Origin of the sequence: Streptomyces sp. NPDC008139 (genome assembly GCF_042957025.1) — a bacterium.
Classification (GTDB): Bacteria; Actinomycetota; Actinomycetes; order Streptomycetales; family Streptomycetaceae; genus Actinacidiphila.
The window spans coordinates 1-13,950 of record NZ_JBIBHM010000019.1 but is presented as its reverse complement, the minus strand read 5'-3'; the positions used below and the strand labels follow the sequence as shown (position 1 = coordinate 13,950).

Here is a 13,950-nt window from a genome sequence, read left to right as displayed (position 1 = left end):
GGCGCGCCTCACCACAGCAGGGCGCGCCTCACCAGACGAGGGCGCGCCTCACCACACCAGCGCCGCGCCGAACACCGCGAGCGCCACCGTGCAGCCCACCACGGCCACGGCGGCGCCCGGCGCCATCACCGCCGGGTGCGGCGCGCCGCCGAGCTGCTGAATCCTGCGGTGCGCCAGCCGGAGGAAGGCCAGGAACGCGAGCGCGGTCAGACCGATGGCCACCGCGGGGAGCGCCCCGCCGTCGTGGTGCAGCACCTGCCGCCCGGCCAGCACGGCCGTCACCGCGCAGGACAGCGTCGTACGCCGCCACGCCAGCCGCGTTCGTTCCGGCTGGAGTCCCGGGTCCCGGTCGTCACCGGGTCGGCTGCCGACTCCCGACGGCCCGCCGTCCTGGCGGTCGTGGCTCATCCGGCCCAGCCGAAGAGCACCACGCACACCATCGCGACGGCGATCATCGCGATGGCGACGGCGAGCAGCGCGGGGAAGCGGGAGACGGGCAGGTCGGCGCCGCGGCGCATGGCGCGTTCGCAGCGGGCCCAGTGGTTGACCGCGCGCAGCGTGCAGGCGACGCCACCGGCCAGCAGGACGAGCGCCAGCGACACCCGTACCCAGTGCGCGAGGTGGTCGGTGAGGAACTGGTCGACGGCGAAACCGCCGCCGATCAGGGCGAGCGCGGTGCGGATCCAGGCGAGGAAGGTCCGCTCGTTGGCCAGCGAGAAGCGGTAGTCGGGGGTCGTGCCCTCGTCCCGCACGCGGGCGGGGGCGAACCACAGACGTACGGCATCCCGCGCGGCACGCAGCCGCGCGGGCAGCTCCTGGGCGAAAGCGCTCACGCGTCCACACTAACGACCAGGTCGCAAGCGGGCGCGGGCGGTCACTTCCGGCGGGAGACCGCCGCGATGATCAGGGCGAGCACCGCGGCCAGCAGCACCACACCGACCACGGCGATCACCACATGCCTGCGGAGCCGCCGCCACCGTCCTGCGGCGGCGCGATGTCAGCGAGCGGCATCGGAGGACTTCCTCCTTCCGCCGTTCGGACGGTCGGCCGACGCGCTCATTCGGTCGCGCTCGTCCCGGCCAGGTCCGCCCCGCCCGCCCGGCCCCGCTTCCCGAACCCCGGGCCCCGCTCCCCGCTCCCCGGGCCCCGGGCCCCGCTCCCCGAACCCCGGGCCCCGCTCCCCGAGCCCCGAGCCCCGAGCATCGGCAGCACCGGGAACTCCCCATACGCGTGGTCGCTGGCCGCCGCCGCGGCTGCGGGGCCCGTTGCCGTACGCGGCCTCGGTCGCCGCCACCTGCGCCTCGGTCATCGCCGGTCTGCTGGTGGCGAGTTGAGCCGTCGAACGGTCAACTCCCGTGCGTCGCACGCCAGTCGAGCAGCCTGCGGTAGCCGTCGAGACCGTCCGGCACCCACTCCCACTCGGTGAGCCTGGCGGCCAGCTCCTCCTCGGTGAGGAAGGTGTGCCACGCCACCTCCTCGGCCTGCGGTGCGACCGGGAGCGTGCACCGCACCTGGTAGACCGACGACCACCACGTCCGCGGGCCGTCCTCGTAGAGGAATCTGAACAGCGGCTCGGGGCGCGGCAGTCCGCTCACCCCCAGCTCCTCCTCCGCCTCGCGCAGCGCCGCCTCCTCGTAGGACTCGCCCGCGCCGACGACACCGCCGACGAACATGTCGTAGAGGGAGGGGAAGACCAGCTTCTCCGCGGTGCGGCGGTGCACGAAGATCCGGTCCTCGGCGTCCCTGGCCAGGATGAAGACGCAGCGGTGCCGCAGGCCCTTGGCGTACGCCTCGCCGCGCGGCGACCTGCCGACGACCCGGTCGTGCTCGTCCACGATGTCGATGATCTCGTCGGCGGACAGCGGGGGTCGCGGTGTGGGCTCGTTCATGGAGCCGATTCAACCACCGGCCGCCGGACCTGCCCCGGGCGCGCCCCCTGGTGGTCTTGCGCAGCGCGGACACCGGCAAGATGATCGTCCCGGTTCGGTGAGACGGGGGAGTGACGGGAGTGTGGGATGACGGCACACCAGGCGCCCCGGGTACCGCAGGCGCCCCAGATGCGACAGGACCGGCGGGCACCGCAGGCGCAGCGGGAGCGCGGGGCGCCGCTGCGGATCGCGAACTGCTCCGGCTACTACGGTGACCGGCTGTCGGCCGCCCGCGAGATGGTCGAGGGCGGCCCCATCGACGTCCTCACCGGCGACTACCTGGCCGAACTGACCATGCTGCTGCTGTGGAAGGCGCGGCAGCGCGACCCGGACGGCGGCTACGCGGTCTCCTTCCTCGCCCAGATGCGCGACGTGCTCGGAACCTGCCTGGAGCGCGGCATCAAGATCGTCGTCAACGCGGGCGGCCTCAACCCGGCGGGACTGGCCGCCAAACTCGCCGAGTTGGCCGCGGTCGGCGACCTGCACCCGTCCGTGGCGTACGTCGAGGGCGACGACCTGCTGGACCGGCTGCCCGAACTCCAGTCCCGCGGCCACGACTTCGCGCACCTGGCCACCGGCCGCCCGCTGGCCGGCTCCGGCGTCGAGCCGGTCACCGCCAACGCGTACCTCGGCGGCTGGGGCATCGCGCAGGCGCTGCGCGGCGGCGCCGACGTGGTGATCTGCGGCCGGGTCACCGACGCCTCGCTGGTCGTCGGGCCCGCCGCCTGGGCCTTCGAGTGGGCGCTCGACGACTGGGACCGGTTGGCGGGCGCCGTCACCGCGGGCCACATCATCGAGTGCGGTACCCAGGCCACCGGCGGCAACTACTCCTTCTTCACCGAGATCCCCGACCCGGTGCACCCCGGCTTCCCGATCGCCGAGATCCACGCCGACGGCTCCAGCGTCATCACCAAGCACCCCGGCACCGGCGGCGCCGTCACCATCGGCACCGTCACCGCCCAACTCCTGTACGAGATCGGCGGACCCGGCTACCTCAACACCGACGTGGTGGCCCGCTTCGACACCGTCCGGCTCATCCAGCAGGGTCCCGACCGGGTCTCCGTCGGCCCGGTCGCGGGCGAGCCCGCGCCCGACACCCTCAAGGTCTGCCTCAACCACCGCGGCGGCTACCGCAATTCCGCGACCTTCGTGCTCACCGGCCTCGACCTCGACGCGAAGGCGGACTTCGCCGAGGCCACCCTGCGCGACGCGACCGGCGGGCCGGGCCGCTTTGCCGCGTACGACCTGCGGCGCGAACACGGCGGCGAGGCCGACCGGTTGACGCTCACGGTCAAGGACCCGGACCTCGACACCGTCGGCCGCGGTTTCTTCACCGACGTCGCGGGCTCCGCGCTGGCCGGCTACCCCGGGCTCTACCTGGAGCACGCCTCGCCGCGCCCCACCGAGTACGGCGTGTACTGGCCCGCGCTGGTGGCCGCCGACGAGGTCACCGCCGTGACCGTGCTCGCCGACGGCACCCGGCTGCCCGTACAGCGCCCGCCGCGCGGCGCCACCGACCTCCGCGAGGGACGGCCGGGTCCGGTGCCCGACTCCGGTCCCGTACCGCCGCCGCTGGTGTCGCCGGTCACCGGACCCGCGCCGCGCCAGGCGCGGACCGGGCCGCCCGAGCCCTTCGGCCGGACGGTACGGCTGCCGCTCGGGACCGTCGTCGGGGCGCGCTCGGGGGACAAGGGCGGCGACGCGAACGTCGGGCTGTGGGCGCGGGACGACGAGGGGTACGCGTGGCTGCGCGCGTATCTGGACGTACCCCGGCTGCGGGCCCTGCTGCCGGAGACCGCGCCGCTGCCGGTGAGCCGCTGGGAACTGCCGAATCTGCGCGCGGTGAACTTCGTCGTGCACGGGCTGCTCGGTGACGGCGTCGCGGCTTCCACCAGGGCGGATCCGCAGGCCAAGGCGCTGGGGGAGCGGCTTCGGGGATGCCTCGCGGACGTGCCGGAAAAGCTGGTGGATCTTTTGCAGAGCCAGTACACGCCGTTGCCCAAGAGGTGACATTCGCGCAGTCATGATGGGAATCGTCCGAGGGCGACGGGCCCGCGGGGGTAGTGAAGGGCGGTCCCCATGGACGGCGACATCCTGCGCAAGGCGATCTTTCTGCTGCGTGAGTGCCATGAGTCGGAGCAGCAGGTCGTGACCAGGCTCAAGGACTACTTCCCCGGCCTGACGCTCGGCGACCGGGAGATGTACGTCAGCGAGGCCCGCGACCTCGTGCACGGCATCCACCCCGCCCACTCCGCGCCGCCCGCCCGGTAACCGCTCGCCCGGCCCCTGGCCTCGGGGTTCCTGCCGCCCGGGGCCGACGGACCCCCTGACCCGCGCGACCGCCCGGTCCCCTCCTCGCTTCGGGCGGTCGCGCGCGGCATGATCGGCACCATGAGCAATCTCGACACGACGCCCGCCGCCACCCGCTGCGGCGGGCGCGCCGACGTCTCCGCCGCACCGGTCCGCGACCTGCTCGCCGGCCGCACCGTCCAGCTCGGCGAGAGCACCGAGGTGCGGCGGCTGCTCCCCAACCTCGGACGGCGCATGGTCGGCGCTTGGTGCTTTGTTGACCATTACGGGCCCGACGACATCGCCGACGAGCCCGGCATGCAGGTGCCGCCCCATCCGCACATGGGCTTGCAGACCGTGAGCTGGCTGCACGACGGCGAGGTGCTGCACCGCGACAGCCTCGGCAGCCTCCAGACGGTACGCCCCCGGGAGCTGGGCCTGATGACCTCGGGCCGGGCCATCGCCCACTCCGAGGAATCACCGCGCGACCACGCCCGCTACCTGCACGGCGCCCAGCTCTGGGTCGCCCTGCCCGACGCCACCCGCGACACCGCGCCCTCCTTCGAGCACCACCGCGTACTCCCCGAGGTCACCGGCGGCGGACTCCACGCCACCGTCATCCTCGGCGACCTCGACGGCGCTGCCTCGCCCGGCACGATCCACACCCCGCTCGTCGGCGCCGACCTCACCCTCGCCGCCGGTACCGACGCCCGGCTCCCGCTCGACCCCGACTTCGAGTACGCCGTCCTCACCATGTCCGGCGAATCCCACGTCGACGGCGTCCCCCTCACCCCCGGCTCCCTGCTCTACCTCGGCTGCGGCCGCCGCGAACTCCCCCTGCGCGCCGACACCCCCGCCTCCCTCATGCTGCTGGGCGGCGAGCCCTTCGCCGAACGCATCATCATGTGGTGGAACTTCGTCGCCCGCACCAGCGAGGAGATCACCGACGCCCGCACCGCCTGGCAGTCCGCGACCCGCTTCGGCGACGTCCACGGCTACGACGGCGAGCGTCTGACGGCTCCTGTCCTCCCTCCAACTCCTCTGAAGCCGCGAGGACGTGCGCGCTGACCTGTGATTTTCACACTTGGCGTCGTTCGTTCGAGTGCCGTTCGCCTTCAGCGATTGGTGTTCCTTGAGCTTTTGCCGTCGAGGCCGTCAACGTTCATGCCAGCTCGCTCGGCGCTCGACCAGGAGTCCAATCTGTGACAGGCCATAACCAGGTGAGGCAGGACTGATGCTGACCAATCGCTGACTCTACTGACGAAGCATCATATGTTGCCGCGGGGGCACACGTGCCATGCGCCGGATTCTTGTAATGGCGTCGTCGGTCCCGCATCAGGTTCGTCATACGTGACCGTGTCATCGCCGCCCCACTCGCAGCACCGTCGTGGCCCGCTACCGCAGCGGCTCCCTGGCCACCGCCCACAGAGCGGCCCGGCTGGGGTGCGTGACGATGGGGGTGTCCACGCCCGTGCCGGGGGTGCCATCCGATTCCGGGTAGATGTCGCCGCTTTAGGCGTCAACTTGATTGCTCCGTCCAGGATTTAGCCCCGGGCGGGGCTCCGTTGTCCGGCTCTTCGGCGTTCCTCCTACTCTTCGCCTTCCTCACCAGCCACCCGCTACCCCAACTACGGGCGCCTGCCTCCCGCCGTGCTGCGCGAGCCGGTCATCGTCCCGGACACCATCGTGATCGATCACGGCAAGGTCTTCATCTCCGACACCTTCACCGCTGCCTGCCGCACCCTGGGCATCTCGGTCCAGCCTGCCCGCCCGGCCACCCCGACCGACAAGGGCGTCGTCGAGCGGACGTTCTCCTCGATCAACACGCTGTTCTGCCAGCACGTCGCCGGCTATGTCGGCTCCAACGTCACCCAGCGCGGCCAGCACGTCGAAGCCGTCTGGACTCTGCGGGAGTTGGCCGAGCTGTTCGAGGAATGGTTGATCGCCTGCTGGCAGAGCCGACCCCACGACGGCCTGCGCAGTCCGTTTCTGCCGAACAAGGCTCTGTCGCCGAACGAGGTCTATGCGCTCCTGGTGGCCCGCGCCGGGCACCTGCCGGTCTGCCTGACCGGCGAGGACTACATTGAACTGCTGCCCGTGGAATGGCGGAGGATCAACGACTACGGGATCGTGATGGACTACCGCACCTACGACTGCCGCGAGTTGGGGTCATACCGCCGCCAGCCCTCAGGCATCCCGCTCAAGGGCGACCTCTGGGAAGTCCACTACGACCCCTACGACCTGTCGCACGTCTGGGTCCGCGACACCAGGGCGGGCGGATGGATCACCGTCCCGTGGACCCGGCTGGGCACTGTCTCCGCGCCGTTCGCTGATTTCACCTGGCGCCACGCTCGCTCGCTGCTGGCCACCCGCGGCGCGGACGACACCGACGAGCGGGCCATCGCGGCCGTGGTCGAGGACCTGCTGACCCGCGCCGGAACCGGACCGGACCGCAAGGTCGCTGCCCGCACCCGGGCGGCCAGCGCGTTGCCCATCCGACCGGGCATCGAAGCGCCGTCGGCCCCCGGTGCCGAGTCGGTGCCGGAGGCGGTCCTCGGCGAGGTCGTCCCGTTCGGGGTGTTCGACGCCTTCACCGACGGGAGCCGCGCATGACGCATCCGCCGGAGGTGGAGGAGGTCGACCATCCGCTGACGACGAAGGAGGGCTGGGGCGCCTTCGTCAACGAGATGCCCGCACCGCCGCTCGTGCTGCCGCCCGCCGCCCTGCAGCGGCTATCCGAGACCGAGCGCGCGGACTACGACATGGCCCGGGAGGACTACCACGCCCAGTTGGTGATCGTCTCGACGCCCACCATCCGACACGTCGCCGCCACCGGGCGCAAGCGCATCCTGCTCAACCGGCACCAGCACTCGGCCCGCCGCGGACTGATCGTCTCCGGTCCCGCGGGCACCGGCAAGACCACCGCCATCACCCAACTGGGCAAGAACTACGAGCAGTTGACCCGACGGCGCGGCACGCTCCCGCCCCGGGCCCTGCCGGTCCTCTACGTCACCGTCCCGCCGGCCGCCACACCCAAAATGCTCGCCATCGAGTTCGCCCGGTTCATCGGACTGCCGCTGCCGTCCCGGTTCAGCCAGGTCGAGGTCACCAACAGGGTCTGCGACCTGGTCTGCACCCTGGGCTGCCGACTCGTCCTCATCGACGAGCTGCACAATCTCGACATCCAGACCAGGATCGGCGCCGAGGCATCGGACCAGATCAAGTACCTGTCCGAGCGCATCCCCGCCACGTTCGTGCTGGCCGGGGTGGACATCGAGGGCACCGGCCTGTTCGCAGGGCGACGCGGAGGGCAGATCGCCAGCCGCTACAGCCTCATCCCCACCAGCTCCTTCCGCCACAAGACCCCGCAGGAGCAGACGGCCTGGCAGGCCCTGGTCGCCACCTTGGAGAACGCACTGCGGCTGCACGCACACCGCCCGGGCACCCTCCTCCGGCTCGCCCCCTACCTGCACGACCGCACCGCGGGAATGATTGGCAGCCTGTCCCACCTGGTCCGCGAGGCCGCCCTGGACGCCATCCTGGACGGCACCGAGAAGATCACCCGCACCGGTTTGGAAGCCGTCGACCTCGACGAGAGCGCCGAACAGCAGAACGTCCCCCGCGCCCGCCAACGCCGCACACGCGAAGCACGGAGGTAATCCCCGGCGCCCAGGCCCAAGTCGACTGGGGCGACGAGGGCAAGATCCTCGCTCACATGGGCGTCGCGAAGGTCTACTCCTTCCACATGACGCTGTCGTACTCCCGCGACCCGTTCTGTTGCTTCACCACCAGCCAGGACCTGCAGACATTCTTCGACTCCACCGGCGTGCGTTCGCGCATTTCGGCGGGGTGCCGATGACTGCCGTCTACGACCGCACCAAAACAGTTGTCCGCCGACATGTCGCCCCGGGTGAGGCAGTTCCGCTGCATCCAGAAGCGGTCGGCTTCGCCGGCCACTATGACTTCGACATCGACGTGCTGGCCGCCTACCGGCCCACCGGCAAAGGCCGCGTCGAACGGCAAGTTCTCATCGTCCGCGATCACGTCCTGTCCGGCCGGGCCTTCTCCTCCATCGAGGAGATGGACGCGGCGTTTGCCGCCTGGGTGCCGCACCGACGCGCGCAGATCCACAAGACGCACCGAGAGGTGATCGGCGAGCGGGCGGCCCGCGACCATGCGGCCCTCAAAGCCCTGCCGCCCACCCCCTATCTGGTGGCAGAGCGGCACCTGCGGCCGGTCGGGAAGGACTGCTTGGTCGCCTTCGGCGGAAACCTCTACTCGGTGCCCGCCCGCAAGGTCCGCCCGCGTCAGCTGGTGGAGATCAGGGCTACGAAGTCGCAGGTCATGCTGCATTCGACCGTTCCCGATGTCAGCGGTGGGACGCTGCTGGCCATGCATCCGCGGGCGGTCGGGAGAGGCATGCGTGTCGTCGAGGAGAGGCACTGGGACGGTCTGCCCACTGGCAAGGGACGCCGGACGACCACCGGCGACGTTCCCTCACGGCCCCGCCTTGAGCGGCCTCTCGGAGAGGAGACCGGCCCGCTGCAAGCCCTGCTGAACCGGGCCGCAGCCACCCGGATCGAGGTCGGCCGCAGACCGCTGTCGGTCTATGACGAGCTGACTGGCACCCGCCCCTTCAGCACCCGTTCCCAGAGCAAGGAAACATCTTGAGCGAGCTGACCGGCACCCGCATCCGCACCACGGCCGCCAAGCTCGGCCTGACCCACCTGGCGGAGACGATCAACGAGTTCACCCGCCGGGCAGACGAAGGCAAAATGGGATACCAGGACTTTCTCGACCTGGTTCTGTCCGAGGAACTGGCAGTTCGTGACGACCGGCGCTTCCGTCAGGGACTGCGGCTTTCTCGGCTGCCGCACCACAAGACGCTGGATGAGTACGACTTTTCCTTCCAGCCGGAACTCGACCCGCGCAAGGTCAAGGACCTCGCCACCCTGTCCTTCGTCGAGTCCAAGGCGAACGCGGCCCTGCTGGGGCCGCCCGGGTCGGCAAGACCCATATCGCCGTGGCCTTGGCGGTCGCGGCATGCCGGGCTGGCTACTCGATCTACTTCACCAGCCTCGACGACATGGTCCGCAACCTCAAGGCCGCCGAGACAGCCGGACGACTCGTCAACAAGCTCGGCACCTACCTGCGGCCGAGTGTCCTTGTCGTGGACGAGGTCGGCTACCAGCCTCTGGAGCGAGCCGAGGCGAACCTGGTCTTCCAGGTCATCTCGAAGCGCTACGAAAAGGGCTCGATCATCCTGACCTCGAACAAGACCTTCGGTGAGTGGGGACAGGTCTTCGGCGACGAGGTGCTGGCCACCGCGATCCTCGACCGGCTCCTCCACCACTGTGAAGTAATCTCCATCAACGGCCCCAGCTACCGCCTCAAGAACCGCCTCAAGGCCATCGAGCGAGAGTCCGACGTGGCCTGAACACCGAGAATGAAAGCCTCACAGATCGGTCCAGAGACGACCTTCAGCATAGTCGTGCCAACCTCGGAAGAACCAATTGGCGAGATCACCGAGACGCTCGATGCAATCCTCGTAATACGTCTCTGGAACCGGCCTCGGGAAGTTCGGATGCGACGTCCAGGATGGCACCCACGTCGCGACCTCGTGAAAGCCTTCTACGAGCCACCGATCCAGCTTCTCGCTCGACTGCCAGTGCTCGCAGGCAGCCCGCATCGCCCGCTCCAGACGCGTGAACGCTGCCCGGTCCCAGACCAGATCGCCGCGGAGCCGTAGCAGGAAGCTCCCCTCCTCAGCATCGAACTCCCGTCGCAGGACCTCAGACATCTCATCCACGAACAACATGATCGCAGCAGCACGAAGTACCAGTCCCTGCGTCCCCGAAGCCGGGGACGTTCATCTGTACTTGGCTGAGGTCATAGACACGTACGCCGACAGCATGGCCCGTCGTGGCATTCACGGGCTGGTCGTCCGCAGCACCCCGCACCACGAAGGGGTCTGCCTGCGGCACCAGCGCTGACTCCACGGTGGCGACCAGCACCACTTGGACGTGCTCCCCGAGATACTCCAAGCCGACTTGCGGCACCGCCGACTCGTCTGCCGCCGCAAGGCCCCGTTCATCGCCCTGGACTACCTGCGCGCCCGCACGATCACAGCGAACTGGTTCCGAGCGTCTGAGGCGCTCGCTCTCCGGCAGCGCTGGACCCGACGCCTGGACACCATCGCCGAGGACGCCTACGGAGACCCCCACCGCCCCACCGAGGGCCGCATCGAACTCGCCACCTACCCCGAAACCGTTGTCCTGACCGGCCTGTTCGCCTCGCCTCACTGGCGCGAGCGCGACGACCTGCATACCGAAGCCGCACGCCGCCTGGCGATCGAAGCTCAATTCCTTCCGCCTGGCCTCACCGCGGACCAGCCCGGATAGAGCACGCACGACAAGACAGCGGACAATGAAGCATGGCAGCCACACCCACCGCCCCCCGCCTGGTCACGGCAGCAGCCCGCGAGGCACTCCGGCCCCTCGGTCTCCAGCAGCGCGGAAGGTCGCGAACCTGGATCGACGACCACGGATGGTGGCTGGGCATCGTCGAGTTCCAGCCCGGCCGGAACGAAGGCAGCTATCTGAACGTCGGCGTGATGTGGTTGTGGCAGGACAGAGATCATCTGGCATTCGACGTCGGCGGCCGCGAGCCCGGATTCGAGCGGTTCGTGAACCCCACCCAGTTCGCCCTCGACGCGCAAAACCTCGCGCGGCGAGCCGCCGGCCTGGTGTTGGAAAACCGGGACAGGTTCCTTGACCTGCCGTCCGCCGCCGACTTCCTGAACTCGCAGAAAACTCGCCCCGGCTACTTCTGGGACAACTACCACGCCGGGATCGCCGCCGGACTGACCGGTGACATCTCCACCGCTCGGCGACGCCTGGACCAGGTCCTGGGCGAGGACGCCTTCGCGCCTTGGATGGTCCAAGCTCAGGAGTCCGCCCGGCAGCTGCACGCCCTGGCAGAGGACTCCGAGGCCTTCCGGAACTGGGCGAGCAAAGCCACCACCTCCTGCAGGCAGCAGCTCAAGCTCCAAACATGGGAGGAGACAGCGGCCAGCGACACCTACTGGAGTTGAACCGCACCCAGAAACTGCCATGCTCGGTGAGAATTACACCGATGGCGTCTCAGCCGAACTGACGCACCACAGCTCAGAGCCCGCACACCTGCCATGATCCATGAGACATCCGATCCCTTCGGATCCGGTCTCGACCTCATGGTTTCCCGGCCTCGACCCGAGTCTCACCCAGACCTGACACCGCGCAGGTCAGGGAGCATCCAGATGACGTGCTCGATGAGACAGGACACTGCTGTCGGTGAAGGGTGGCAGGCTGCGCCCATGAGCTACGACCTTGCTGTGTGGGAGGGCGAGCGGCCGGCGGATGACGCCGCTGCGGCCCTGTGCTTCACCGATCTGTACGACCGATACATCGGCACGAAGGAGCCGGCGGTTCCCCCGGTGGAGCGAATAGCAGCCTTCGTCTCCGCACTCTTGGAACGGTGGCCGGATCTCACCGAGGACGAGGACGACATCTCGCCTTGGTCGACCGGTCCGCTGATCAGGGAGGCCCGCGGCCCGCTGATCTACTTCCCCATGCGCTGGAGCATGGCGGTGGAGGCGTCTGCCTACGCGGCGGGGGTTGCTTCGTCGATGGGCCTCAACTGCTTCGACCCGCAGGCACGGCAACTCCGGCCCTGACGATGGCCCGGAAGCTATCAGAACTCCCCTGGCCTGCGTCGACCAGATTGTTTGAGACGGATTGTCACCCTTTCCCGTGACGGTATCCGGCTCTTGGCCACGGTGGTCCGCAGGGTGCTCCACCCTCGCAGTGACGGGACGATCCCGGCAGGGCGGAGGTGTTGGTGGACGGGTCCGCAGTGGTGGCCTCCGCCTGGGAGTACGCCTCGGGCGTTGACGTCGGGTTCGTCGACACGGACGGCGTCGAGAGTTCCGGTCCGTTGGCGTGCTGGTGGGCAGAGCCCTTCGAACTGGCCTTGCCGGTGCGGCCGTTCGCCTCGTTCAAGGGGCAGGAGAACTTCACCGGCGAGTACTGGGCGGCGACCTCGCGGACCCACGTGGGGTATGAGTCCTGGGTGGAGAGGGACGCGGCGATGGCGCTGGATTTCCATCCCGCTGTCGTCGCGCTGGCCTCCCAGCCCTTCCGCTTGCCTGGATGGACGGGGAGCGGGAGCGCGGGCATACCCCGGACTACTTCGCCCGGTTGCTGGACGGCACAGGTGTCGTTGTCGACGTGCGACCTGAAAACCTGGTCGATGAGGCCACAGCCGAGGTCTTCGCGTTCACCGCGCGGGTCTGCGAGGAAGTGGGCTGGCAGTTCCGCCACGTCGGCGACCTGCACCAGCCCTACCGGGCGAACCTGCGCTGGCTGGCCCGCTACCGACACCGCCGCCGCTATCGCGCGCCGGTAGTTGACCGGCTGAGCGAGATCTTCGCCGACCCGTTGCCCCTGCTCTCCGGGGTCGAGCAGGTCGGGGACCGACTGGCCGTGCTGCCGGTGCTCTACCACCCACTCTGGCGGCACGAACTGACGCCGGACCTGACGTTGGCCCCGCTGGGCACCGGCACCCTGGTGCACCTGACGTCCGGGGGCCGACCGTGACCTGAGATTCTCGGCCGCCTGGCGTCTCACTTGGTCTGGTCGCCGCAGGTCACAGCCCCACCCGCAGACCAGATCATTTGAGACGGGACAACGCTGCGCCCGTTGCTGCCCGGCGGGCTGCCCGCGGGCACGGCGGTCACGACCGGCGGGGACAGCCCGCTGCTCCTGGCGCTGGCCGCCGGTGCGGTCGCCGGTGCCGTCCCGTGGCGGCGGTCGGTCTGCCCGCCCTGGGCGCTCTCGCGGCTGCCGACGCCGGGCTGGATGTGGCCCACGGCCCGTGGGTGGACCGGCCGGGCGGCCGGTGGGAAGCGGTCGTCACCGCAGCACTGACCGGGACGGCGGTGGTGCTGCTCGGGGACCTCGGGCCCGTCCCGGACAGGATCGCGCGGCGCCTCCAGGCGCGCGCCCGTCTGGCCGGGGCCGTCCTGCTGTCCACGGGCCAGTGGCCGGGCGCACAGGTGCGGCTGCGCGTCAGCGGCACGGCGTGGGTGGCCTGGACCGGGGGCACGGGATCTGCGCGGGCGCCGGGCCCGGGTGACCGCCGCCGGGAGCGGCATCACCCCGGGCCGCGCTGTCGAGGCGTGGCTGCCCGGCCCGGACGTCGCGGGATCTGCTGCGGTGTCACGGCGCGTTTCCGCGGCCCTGGCGAGGTCGGCACCTCGCCAGGGCCGCGCCCAGTGCAGTGCGGGGATCAGATCGGCTGGTCGCCGGTGTAACGGTAGATCTCTGCGCCGCTGTTGATGTGCCACACCGTGCCGTCGGCACCGGCGGCGATGTCGATGGCCGTGCCGGGGATCTTGACCCACGGGTTGCCGCCGCTGGCGTCGTTGTTGGTGTACTTGTAGATGCTGCCGCCGGGGTCGACGCCCCACACGTTGGTCCGCGAGCCGACCGCGATGCGCTTGAGGCTGCCGTTGACGCTCTTCCACGGGTTCGCGCTGTCCTGGTCGCCGGTGTACCGGAAGACCTGGTTGCCGCCGTTGACCCCCCACACGGTGCCGTTGAGGGGCCTCACGTTTTCCGGACAGGCTTCTGACCGTTTATTTCACGCGGCGATTCGCAACTTCTCATACTCGGCGTGGACTTCGCGCGGAGGG

At 70.1% G+C, this 13,950-nt stretch carries 15 protein-coding genes and 2 pseudogenes; 12 read left to right on the top strand and 5 right to left on the bottom strand.

Going from position 1 to position 13,950, the window contains the following annotated elements; translation table 11 throughout:
- Nucleotides 1–48 precede the first annotated feature (48 nt).
- The 3 genes from ACFZBB_RS31485 to ACFZBB_RS31475 form a co-directional block, all read right to left on the bottom strand.
- Nucleotides 49–408 carry a DUF202 domain-containing protein gene (locus ACFZBB_RS31485; RefSeq protein WP_391129600.1) on the bottom strand — a complete coding sequence of 120 codons (360 nt, stop codon included), beginning with the start codon at nt 406–408 and terminating at the stop codon, nt 49–51.
- A complete protein-coding gene (locus ACFZBB_RS31480; protein WP_391129597.1) occupies nt 405–833 on the bottom strand; it encodes a DUF202 domain-containing protein in 429 nt (142 codons plus the stop codon). Before ACFZBB_RS31480 ends, ACFZBB_RS31485 begins: the two co-directional genes overlap by 4 nt.
- Nucleotides 834–1,346: 513 nt before the next feature.
- Entirely contained in the window at nt 1,347–1,889 is a 543-nt protein-coding gene (locus tag ACFZBB_RS31475) for an NUDIX domain-containing protein (RefSeq protein WP_391129594.1), read from the bottom strand.
- Between the two features lie 168 nt (nt 1,890–2,057).
- Here ACFZBB_RS31475 and ACFZBB_RS31470 point away from each other — a divergent pair, with 168 nt between their 5' ends.
- From ACFZBB_RS31470 to istB, 7 genes and pseudogenes are all read left to right on the top strand, one after another.
- Nucleotides 2,058–3,938, top strand: coding sequence for an acyclic terpene utilization AtuA family protein (locus ACFZBB_RS31470; protein ID WP_391129841.1), 1,881 nt, complete (start codon nt 2,058–2,060; stop codon nt 3,936–3,938).
- Between the two features lie 69 nt (nt 3,939–4,007).
- Nucleotides 4,008–4,199, top strand: coding sequence for a hypothetical protein (locus tag ACFZBB_RS31465; protein ID WP_188283824.1), 192 nt, complete (start codon nt 4,008–4,010; stop codon nt 4,197–4,199).
- Between the two features lie 120 nt (nt 4,200–4,319).
- A complete protein-coding gene (locus tag ACFZBB_RS31460) occupies nt 4,320–5,285 on the top strand; it encodes a pirin family protein (protein WP_391129591.1) in 966 nt (321 codons plus the stop codon).
- A gap of 582 nt (nt 5,286–5,867) precedes the next feature.
- A complete protein-coding gene (locus ACFZBB_RS31455) occupies nt 5,868–6,830 on the top strand; it encodes a Mu transposase C-terminal domain-containing protein (protein WP_391129588.1) in 963 nt (320 codons plus the stop codon).
- A complete protein-coding gene (locus ACFZBB_RS31450; protein WP_391129585.1) occupies nt 6,827–7,876 on the top strand; it encodes an AAA family ATPase in 1,050 nt (349 codons plus the stop codon). Before ACFZBB_RS31455 ends, ACFZBB_RS31450 begins: the two co-directional genes overlap by 4 nt.
- A pseudogene (istA, locus tag ACFZBB_RS31445) lies at nt 7,861–8,888 on the top strand (IS21 family transposase); the annotation flags it as partial. The gene ACFZBB_RS31450 and the pseudogene istA, both read left to right, overlap by 16 nt.
- Nucleotides 8,885–9,654: pseudogene (gene istB / locus ACFZBB_RS31440) on the top strand (IS21-like element helper ATPase IstB). The pseudogenes istA and istB, both read left to right, overlap by 4 nt.
- Nucleotides 9,655–9,672: 18 nt before the next feature.
- On the opposite strand, the gene ACFZBB_RS31435 reads toward istB, so the two are convergent.
- Nucleotides 9,673–10,026 (bottom strand): hypothetical protein, encoded by a 354-nt coding sequence (locus ACFZBB_RS31435; protein WP_391129582.1) that lies wholly within the window; start codon nt 10,024–10,026, stop codon nt 9,673–9,675.
- Between the two features lie 214 nt (nt 10,027–10,240).
- On the opposite strand from ACFZBB_RS31435, the gene ACFZBB_RS31430 reads away from it, so the two are divergent.
- The 5 genes from ACFZBB_RS31430 to ACFZBB_RS31410 all read left to right on the top strand — a co-directional run bounded on the left by ACFZBB_RS31430 (nt 10,241) and on the right by ACFZBB_RS31410 (nt 13,183).
- On the top strand, nt 10,241–10,618 hold the full coding sequence (locus tag ACFZBB_RS31430; protein WP_391129579.1) for a hypothetical protein: 378 nt from the start codon (nt 10,241–10,243) through the stop codon (nt 10,616–10,618).
- Between the two features lie 32 nt (nt 10,619–10,650).
- On the top strand, nt 10,651–11,310 hold the full coding sequence (locus ACFZBB_RS31425; RefSeq protein ID WP_391129576.1) for a hypothetical protein: 660 nt from the start codon (nt 10,651–10,653) through the stop codon (nt 11,308–11,310).
- A 261-nt stretch (nt 11,311–11,571) separates the two neighbouring features.
- Nucleotides 11,572–11,931, top strand: coding sequence for a hypothetical protein (locus ACFZBB_RS31420; RefSeq protein ID WP_391129573.1), 360 nt, complete (start codon nt 11,572–11,574; stop codon nt 11,929–11,931).
- A 475-nt stretch (nt 11,932–12,406) separates the two neighbouring features.
- Entirely contained in the window at nt 12,407–12,853 is a 447-nt protein-coding gene (locus ACFZBB_RS31415; protein WP_391129570.1) for a TnsA-like heteromeric transposase endonuclease subunit, read from the top strand.
- Nucleotides 12,854–12,955: 102 nt separating this feature from the next.
- Nucleotides 12,956–13,183: a hypothetical protein gene (locus tag ACFZBB_RS31410; protein WP_391129567.1), complete on the top strand. Its 228-nt coding sequence runs from the start codon at nt 12,956–12,958 to the stop codon at nt 13,181–13,183.
- 361 nt (nt 13,184–13,544) lie between these two features.
- Here ACFZBB_RS31410 and ACFZBB_RS31405 read toward each other — a convergent pair whose 3' ends face one another.
- Nucleotides 13,545–13,868: a tectonin domain-containing protein gene (locus tag ACFZBB_RS31405; protein ID WP_391129564.1), complete on the bottom strand. Its 324-nt coding sequence runs from the start codon at nt 13,866–13,868 to the stop codon at nt 13,545–13,547.
- Between the last annotated feature and the right edge of the window lie 82 nt (nt 13,869–13,950).

What these genes read in the sequence shown, in the direction of transcription:
- ACFZBB_RS31475 (WP_391129594.1), bottom strand. Translation starts at nt 1,889, where the DNA reads ATGAACGAGCCCACACCGCGACCCCCGCTGTCCGCCGACGAGATCATC.
- ACFZBB_RS31420 (WP_391129573.1), top strand. Translation starts at nt 11,572, where the DNA reads ATGAGCTACGACCTTGCTGTGTGGGAGGGCGAGCGGCCGGCGGATGAC.
- ACFZBB_RS31485 (WP_391129600.1), bottom strand. Translation starts at nt 408, where the DNA reads ATGAGCCACGACCGCCAGGACGGCGGGCCGTCGGGAGTCGGCAGCCGA.
- ACFZBB_RS31415 (WP_391129570.1), top strand. Translation starts at nt 12,407, where the DNA reads ATGGACGGGGAGCGGGAGCGCGGGCATACCCCGGACTACTTCGCCCGG.
- ACFZBB_RS31465 (WP_188283824.1), top strand. Translation starts at nt 4,008, where the DNA reads ATGGACGGCGACATCCTGCGCAAGGCGATCTTTCTGCTGCGTGAGTGC.
- ACFZBB_RS31460 (WP_391129591.1), top strand. Translation starts at nt 4,320, where the DNA reads ATGAGCAATCTCGACACGACGCCCGCCGCCACCCGCTGCGGCGGGCGC.
- ACFZBB_RS31425 (WP_391129576.1), top strand. Translation starts at nt 10,651, where the DNA reads ATGGCAGCCACACCCACCGCCCCCCGCCTGGTCACGGCAGCAGCCCGC.
- ACFZBB_RS31450 (WP_391129585.1), top strand. Translation starts at nt 6,827, where the DNA reads ATGACGCATCCGCCGGAGGTGGAGGAGGTCGACCATCCGCTGACGACG.
- ACFZBB_RS31470 (WP_391129841.1), top strand. Translation starts at nt 2,058, where the DNA reads ATGCGACAGGACCGGCGGGCACCGCAGGCGCAGCGGGAGCGCGGGGCG.